The 1002-nt window shown below is 63.4% G+C and carries 1 protein-coding gene; it reads left to right on the top strand.

Annotation, left to right across the window (positions count from 1 at the left end):
* Positions 1–87: 87 nt before the first annotated feature.
* A partial coding sequence (locus tag ABT116_RS50775; protein WP_351648759.1) for an alpha/beta hydrolase occupies positions 88–1002 on the top strand: 915 nt, incomplete at its 3' end.

The following is a 1002-nucleotide window of genomic DNA, read 5'->3' as shown; positions in this document are numbered from 1 at the left end:
GATCAGGACCTACTTCCCGGATGGATTGCCGCTGCGGATCTAGCATGAGAAATGACCTGTCCGGATCGCGACCACCGGGAGTAGCGCATGTTCACCTTCACCAGCGACGACGGAGTGGTCATTCATGTCCACGAATGGCCCCCCGAGCAGGAACCTCGAGGGGTTGTTCAACTCGCGCACGGTATGGGTGAGCATGCAAAACGCTACGCACACGTTGCCGAAGCTCTGAATGCTCGCGGCTTCCTCGTCTACGCGGCGGACCACCGCGGCCACGGTGAGAGCATGCACGCCGGCCCCGGCAACATCGGCGACGACGGCTGGAACCGCTTGGTGGCAGACATGGTGACCCTCACGGGCATCATCCGCGACAAACACCCCGGCCTGCCGGTCGTGCTGCTCAGCCACAGCCTCGGTTCGTTCGCTTCGCAGCAGTACATCCTCGACCATTCACACCTGATCGACGCCGTCGCACTGTCGGGGACTACCGCCGTCGATCAACTGATCGAGAGCCTCGTCAACGACGGCCCGGACGTCCTCGCCCAGTTCAACGCGGAATTCGAACCGGCCCGAACTCCGCACGACTGGCTCAGCCGTGACGAAGCTCAGGTGGATTTGTACATCAACGATCCGCTGTGTGGTTTCAGCCTGGACGACGCCGGCATGGGCGGACTGATCGCAGCGGGACCGAGGTTCGTCGACGTCGAGGGTGTGCGACAAGACCTTCCGATCCTGGTCTTCGTCGGCACCTCGGATCCTCTCAACGCCGCACTGAGCCGTACCGACGTCGCAGTCGAACGGTACAACTCGGCGGGGATCGAAGACGTCACCTACTACACCTATCCGGGCGCCAGGCACGAGATCTTCAACGAGACCAACCGCGACGACGTCATCAACGATCTGACGACGTGGATGGACCGCCTACAGCGGCGGCAACACCGCGCCGACGTCCTTCTCGGTCAACGGCACGCCCTGCACCGGCGCGCACCAGCCGCCGATCGCCGT

Origin of the sequence: Streptomyces sp. NPDC002130, assembly GCF_040296465.1 — a bacterium.
Classification (GTDB): Bacteria; Actinomycetota; Actinomycetes; order Streptomycetales; family Streptomycetaceae; genus Streptomyces.
This window is presented reverse-complemented; position numbering and strand designations above follow the sequence as displayed.